General features: G+C 70.9%; 6 protein-coding genes. 3 read left to right on the top strand and 3 right to left on the bottom strand.

Annotated features, from left to right (window positions below; genetic code table 11):
• Nucleotides 1-730: 730 nt before the first annotated feature.
• Both B4E30_RS03165 and B4E30_RS03160 read right to left on the bottom strand, forming a co-directional pair.
• Entirely contained in the window at nt 731-970 is a 240-nt protein-coding gene (locus tag B4E30_RS03165; protein WP_286793450.1) for an acyl-CoA carboxylase subunit epsilon, read from the bottom strand.
• A complete protein-coding gene (locus B4E30_RS03160; protein WP_286720895.1) occupies nt 967-2,556 on the bottom strand; it encodes an acyl-CoA carboxylase subunit beta in 1,590 nt (529 codons plus the stop codon). The genes B4E30_RS03165 and B4E30_RS03160 overlap by 4 nt, the downstream gene beginning before the upstream one ends.
• A gap of 165 nt (nt 2,557-2,721) precedes the next feature.
• On the opposite strand from B4E30_RS03160, the gene B4E30_RS03155 reads away from it, so the two are divergent.
• The 3 genes from B4E30_RS03155 (at nt 2,722) to B4E30_RS03145 (ending at nt 5,350) form a co-directional block, all read left to right on the top strand.
• A complete protein-coding gene (locus B4E30_RS03155; RefSeq protein WP_286793449.1) occupies nt 2,722-3,516 on the top strand; it encodes a biotin--[acetyl-CoA-carboxylase] ligase in 795 nt (264 codons plus the stop codon).
• Nucleotides 3,517-3,567: 51 nt separating this feature from the next.
• Entirely contained in the window at nt 3,568-4,152 is a 585-nt protein-coding gene (locus B4E30_RS03150) for a PH domain-containing protein (protein ID WP_286793448.1), read from the top strand.
• A gap of 61 nt (nt 4,153-4,213) precedes the next feature.
• The gene (locus B4E30_RS03145) at nt 4,214-5,350 is read left to right on the top strand and encodes a 5-(carboxyamino)imidazole ribonucleotide synthase (RefSeq protein ID WP_286793447.1); all 1,137 of its coding nucleotides are present in this window, start codon (nt 4,214-4,216) and stop codon (nt 5,348-5,350) included.
• A 42-nt stretch (nt 5,351-5,392) separates the two neighbouring features.
• Here the strand turns inward: B4E30_RS03145 and B4E30_RS03140 are convergent.
• The coding region (locus B4E30_RS03140) for a hypothetical protein (RefSeq protein ID WP_286793446.1) at nt 5,393-5,584 on the bottom strand (192 nt) is incomplete at its 5' end.

The following is a 5,584-nucleotide window of genomic DNA, read 5'->3' as shown; positions in this document are numbered from 1 at the left end:
AGATCGCCCACCCCCGCCGCTGACCGTCACCCGCGTCGCGGACGCCCACCGCTGGCCGTCACCCCGCGTCGCCGACTCCCCGCACCGCGGACGCCCACCGCTGGCCCCCCTGCCGCGTCGCGGCCACCGCGCGGCGGCCGAACCGGTCGCGCCTGTGCCCGCCACGCCGTGAACAACGCAGGAGATATCCGCGTCGCGGGAGCCTGGGGCCCGGATCTGGGGTAACCGCGCCCGAATCTCCTGTGTTGTTGACCGGTGGTCGGCGATGCGCGTCACGCGGGTGGTCTTCACGGCGGACCGGCGCGACGCCAGACCAGCGTCGGAGCCACCGCGGCGCGGTGTGAACAACGCAGGAGATATGCGCGTCGCGGGAGCCTAGGGGCCCGAATCTAGGGCAGCCGCGCCCGAATCTCCTGTGTTGTTGACCGGTGGCGGTGTTGTTGACCGGTGGCGGTGCGGCCGCGCGCGGCGGTGCCGCACGGGCGGAGACGCCGCGCACAGAGAAGAGGCGGGGAGCGGCGTTTCCGCCAGCTCCCCGCCTGGGCGGACGATTACCCGAAAACCGTCCGCAGGGGCCGACCCGACGAGTCCGCGAAGCGGAGGTGGGCCAGCCGAACGCCGCAGCGTTCCAACTCCTCCAGTATGCGACGCGCGCAACACGCCGTCTGTAGGTATTTCGGGGGACACGCCGGCGGGCGCCGTGCCCACCCCACGCGAACGGCCGGAGCCGTCAGCAGCCGTGTTGCCAGCCGCCCTGGCGCCACCCGAGGTCGCGGCGCAGCGGCGTGCGCAGGCCGCGCTGCGTCAGTTCCCACGCGGACCGCTGCGGCGTCGGGTCGGCCGTGGCGTCTTCGACCTCGGTGCGGTACGCCTCTGACAGCACGGCGATGAGGGCGGCGAGTTCGTCGTCGGTCGGGTTGCCGCGGCGCACGTCGATCATGACGCGGGGCTCGGCGTCGCTGTCGGTCACAGCGGGATGTTCCCGTGCTTCTTCGGCGGCAGGCTCGCGCGCTTGCCGCGCAGCGCGCGAAGCGCCTTCGCGATCGACACGCGCGTCTGCGCGGGCTCGATGATCCCGTCGAGCTCGCCGCGCTCGGCGGCGAGGAAGGGCGACGCGACGTTGTAGGTGTACTCGGTGGCGAGCTTGGTGCGCACCGCGGCGACGTCTTCGCCCGCTTCGGCCGCGCGTTTGATCTCACCGCGGTAGAGGATGTTCACCGCACCCTGGCCGCCCATGACCGCGATCTCCGCGGTCGGCCAAGCGAGGTTCACGTCGGCGCCCAGCTGCTTGGAGCCCATCACGATGTAGGCGCCGCCGTAGGCCTTGCGGAGGATGACGGTCACCAGCGGCACGGTCGCCTCGGCGTAGGCGTAGAGGAGCTTCGCGCCGCGACGGATGACGCCGGTCCACTCCTGGTCTGTGCCGGGGAGGTATCCGGGCACGTCGACGAGCGTGACGATCGGGATCGAGAAGGCGTCGCAGAACCGCACGAAGCGGCTGGCCTTCTCCCCGGCGTCGATGTTGAGGGTGCCGGCCATCTGCGACGGCTGATTGGCGATGATGCCCACCGAGCGGCCCTCGATGCGTCCGAACCCGATGACGATGTTCGGCGCGAACAGCGGCTGCACTTCGAGGAACTCGCCGTGATCGAGGAGTCCTTCGATGACGGTGTGGATGTCGTAGGGCTGGTTGGGGGAGTCGGGGATGACGGCGTTGAGTGCGCGGTCGGCGTCGGTCGTCTCGAACTCGAACTCCGTCTCGTAGACCGGCAGCTCCGCCATGTTGTTGTCGGGGAGGTAGCCGAGCATGGTGCGCACGTAGTCGATCGCGTCGTCCTCGTCGTCGGCGAGATAGTGCGCGACGCCGGAGCGGGTGTTGTGCGTGTGCGCGCCCCCGAGCTCCTCCATGCCCACGTCTTCGCCGGTGACGGTCTTGATCACGTCGGGGCCGGTGACGAACATCTGGCTGGTCTTGTCGACCATCACGACGAAGTCGGTGAGGGCGGGGGAGTAGACGGCGCCGCCGGCGGCCGGCCCCATGATGATCGAGATCTGCGGGATGACGCCCGACGCGCGGGTGTTGAGGCGGAAGATCTCGCCGTACTTCCCGAGCGCGACCACGCCCTCCTGGATGCGGGCGCCGCCGGAGTCGAGGACGCCGATGATCGGGATGCCGCTGCGCAGCGCGAGCTCCATGACCTTGATGATCTTCTCGCCGGCCACCTCGCCGAGCGATCCGCCGAAGGTCGAGAAGTCCTGCGCGTAGACAGCGACGGCGCGCCCGTGGATCGTGCCGGTGCCGGTGACGACCGAGTCACCGTAAGGGCGGGCGCGGTCCATCCCGAAAGCGGTGGTGCGGTGTCGCACGTACTCGTCGATCTCCACGAACGAGCCGGTGTCGAGGAGCAGTTCGATGCGTTCGCGAGCGGTGAGCTTGCCCTTGGCGTGCTGCTTGTCGTGGGCGGTCTTCTCCGCGTCGACGACCGCCTCCTGATACCGCGCGCGCAGGTCGGCGATCTTTCCGGCGGTGGTCGAGAGGTCGATGTCGTCGGTCACGGATTCCACCCTATCGGCGCGGGCCTGCGATCCCTTGGAGGGTCTGCACAACCGATCCGCGCTGCCTTGGTGCGGGTCCACACCGCGGATGCGGGACCGTAGCGGATGCGCCGTGCCGCCGGAAGGGCGCGGCGCCGACCGGAGCCACGGCGTACCGTGGGCGACATGACGATTCCCGCCGCTGGATACCCTCGTGCCGCTGCCCGCAGTCCTCGCGTGCAGCTGACGGAGTCGACCGACTCCACCAACGCGGACGTGATCGAGGGGGTGCGCGACGCGCCGGGCCTGTGGCCGCATCTGTCGGTGCTGGTGACGACCGACCAGCGGGCGGGTCGTGGCCGCCTCGACCGCTCCTGGGTCGCCCCGCCCGGAACCGCGCTGGCCGTGTCCACCCTCGTGCGGGTGCCCGATCTTCCGGTGTCGGCACGTGGATGGATCCCGCTCGCGGCCGGCGCCGCGCTCGTGCGGGCGGTGCGCGGGCAGCTGGGCTCGTCGGGGCACGAGGCGGTGCTGAAGTGGCCGAACGACGTGCTGCTCGACGGAGCGAAGCTGTGTGGCGTCCTCGCAGAGGTTGTGCCCAGCCATCCCGACTGCGTCGTGATCGGCACCGGCATCAACACGCGCATGTCGCAGGCCGAGCTGCCGGTCCAAACCGCGACGTCGTTCCTGGCCGCCGGTATCGACGTCGACGACGATCGCCTCATCGCCGACTATCTCGACGCCCTGGACCGCTACCTCGCTGACCTCGCCGCCACGGGCGGTGACGCAGCGGTCGCCGGGCTCCACGCCGACGTGGCGAAGAACTGCGCGACCGTCGGCAAGGGCGTGACGGTGTCGCTTCCGGACGGCACCTCGCTCGAGGGCGAGGCGACCGGCATCGACGCCGACGGCCGGCTCGTCGTCGACTCCGGCGGCGACCCGATCGCGGTCTCGGCCGGCGACGTGGTGCACGTGCGCTGAGGCTGGGCGCGGCATCCGCTCGATGTCGGCCGCTCCCGGCATGATGGGGGCATGACACAGCCGATCGGAACGGGCGCGCGGCCGCTCGCTCCCGCGCCCGGGGCGCCGACCCCGGAGCTGCGCATCGCGCGGGTGCGTCCGCACGCGCGACGGCTGTTCTGGTCGGTGCTGGTCCTGCTGGCGGTCGCCGGCGCGGTCGGCTTCTTCTACGGCAACCTTCCCGCGCCGTTCGAGAACTGGATGCTGCTGACGGCCGCGGCGGTTGTGGTGTTCCTCCTCGTGCTGCTGCCCTTCCTCGCCTGGTGGTCGCACACCTACGTGATCACCACGCGCCGGGTGATCGAGCGGTACGGCGTCTTCGTGCGACGTCGTCGCGAGCTCAGCCACGTGCGCGGCTACTCCATCGGTGTGCGTCGTGGCATCCTGCAGCGGCTGTGGGGAGCGGGAACCCTCACGCTGTCGAACGGCGTCGATGAGCCGCTGCGGCTGCGGAACATCCCGAACGTCGCCCTCGTGCACGAGGCGCTCGTCGACCAGGTGGAGGTCAATCAGATCCTCGCCCACCGCGATGCGCAGTCCATGACGCCGACGAGCGGGGCGTTCGCCGCTCCGCCGGCGCCGCCGGCCCCCGTGTGATCCGTCGCCGCATGCCTCGATGGCGGCGGTGAGACAGAATGGAGCGGTCGGAAGGAGCGGGATGACCCTGCGTGTCGGTGTGGTCGGTGGCGGACAGTTGGCGCGGATGATGATCGCGCCCGCGGTGGAGCTGGGGATCGAGCTGCGGGTGCTCGCCGAGTCCGAGGGGATGGCGGCGAAGCTCGCCGTGACCGCGGTCGGGGACTACCGCGACGCGGAGACCGTGCTGGCCTTCGCGCGCGAGGTCGATGTGATCACCTTCGACCACGAGCACGTGCCGCAGGACGTTCTCGGTGCTCTCGTCGATGCCGGCGTGGCCGTGCGTCCGGGTCCGCACGCTCTGCGATTCGCGCAGGACAAGATCGAGATGCGCACGCGGCTGGCCGAGCTCGGCATGCCGCAGCCCGACTGGGCCGCGGTGACCGGCCGCGACGAGCTGCAGGCTTTCCTCGACGCCCATGGCGGCCGCGCCGTCGTGAAGACGCCGCGCGGCGGGTACGACGGCAAGGGCGTGCGCGTCGTGACGGCCGCCGCCGAAGCTGATGACTGGTTCGCGACGCTCGCCGAAGACGCCCACGGCGGAGCGCTCCTGGTCGAGGAGCTCGTGGACTTCTCGCGCGAGCTCGCGCAGCAGGTGGCGCGTCGGCCGTCTGGCGAGGTGCGCGCGTCTCCGGTGGTCGAGACGGTGCAGAAAGACGGCGTGTGCGCCGAGGTCGTCGCGCCGGCGCCGCATCAGGACGCGCGCCTGCAGGAAGTGACCGCGCGGATCGGCGTCGGGATCGCAGAGGGACTGGATGTCACCGGCATGCTCGCCGTCGAGCTGTTCGAGACCGTCGACGAGCGGGTGCTGGTGAACGAGCTCGCGATGCGTCCGCACAACAGCGGTCACTGGACGCAGGACGGCGCGGTGACGAGCCAGTTCGAGCAGCACCTGCGCGCGGTTCTCGATCTGCCGCTCGGCGATGCGGATGCGGTGGCGGACTGGTCGGTGATGATCAACATCCTCGGTGGTCCGGTGTCGGACTCCCTCGACGCGCGCTTCGCCGCGGCGATGGAGGCGCATCCGGTCGCGAAGGTCCACACGTACGGCAAGGCGCCGCGTCCGGGTCGCAAGGTGGGGCACGTGAACGTCGCGGGCGCGGATCTCGACGACGTCGCCTACCAGGCCCGCGCCGCCGCCGCCTTCTTCCAAGACTGACGCTCCCCTTCCGAGACCTGCGTTTCGTCTCGCTCCGCTCGCTCAACGACCGATGCCCGTCGCCTGGTCGTTGAGCGAGGCGCGTAGCGTCCCTCCCTGGTCGTTGAGCGAGGCGCGTAGCGTCCCTCCCTGGTCGTTGAGCGAGGAGCATCGCGTCCTCTCCTGGTCGTTGAGCGAGGAGCGTAGCGACGAGACGAAACGCACCCCGGCCCCGAAACGCCCCCGTGCCGTTGC

This window comes from Microbacterium sp. UBA3394 (assembly GCF_002358725.1).
Classification (GTDB): Bacteria; Actinomycetota; Actinomycetes; order Actinomycetales; family Microbacteriaceae; genus Microbacterium; species Microbacterium luteum.
Note: the sequence above shows the minus strand (reverse complement) of the source record. Positions and strands in the feature narration are given on the sequence as shown.

Coding starts and splice junctions, on each gene's coding strand:
- B4E30_RS03155 (WP_286793449.1), top strand. CDS start 2,722: ATGACGATTCCCGCCGCTGGATACCCTCGTGCCGCTGCCCGCAGTCCT.
- B4E30_RS03150 (WP_286793448.1), top strand. CDS start 3,568: ATGACACAGCCGATCGGAACGGGCGCGCGGCCGCTCGCTCCCGCGCCC.
- B4E30_RS03145 (WP_286793447.1), top strand. CDS start 4,214: ATGACCCTGCGTGTCGGTGTGGTCGGTGGCGGACAGTTGGCGCGGATG.